This is a genomic window from Sutcliffiella halmapala, assembly GCF_050107295.1.
GTDB lineage: Bacteria > Bacillota > Bacilli > Bacillales > Bacillaceae_I > Sutcliffiella_A > Sutcliffiella_A halmapala_A.
Window position 1 is genome coordinate 1 of sequence record NZ_JBNIKR010000058.1, and the last position, 232, is coordinate 232.

General features: G+C 43.5%; 2 rRNA genes. Both read right to left on the bottom strand.

The annotated features are described in order from the left end of the window. Positions 1-64, bottom strand: a 5S ribosomal RNA gene (gene rrf / locus ACQCT5_RS23060); the annotation flags it as partial. Between the two features lie 80 nt (positions 65-144). After that, a 23S ribosomal RNA gene (locus ACQCT5_RS23065) occupies positions 145-232 on the bottom strand; the annotation flags it as partial.

Below are 232 nucleotides of genomic sequence, written 5' to 3' on the forward strand. Positions count from 1 at the left end.
TGAAGAGCTTAACTTCCGTGTTCGGTATGGGAACGGGTGTGGCCTCTTCGCCATCATTACCAGACATATTCAGTTGAAGGATGTTCCTTCAAAACTAGATAACGTTTTTTCTTACCAAGATTCACAAGTGTCGTTCATTGTTTTTGGGTTAAGTCCTCGATCGATTAGTATTCGTCAGCTCCACATGTCGCCATGCTTCCACCTCGAACCTATCTACCTGATCATCTTTCAG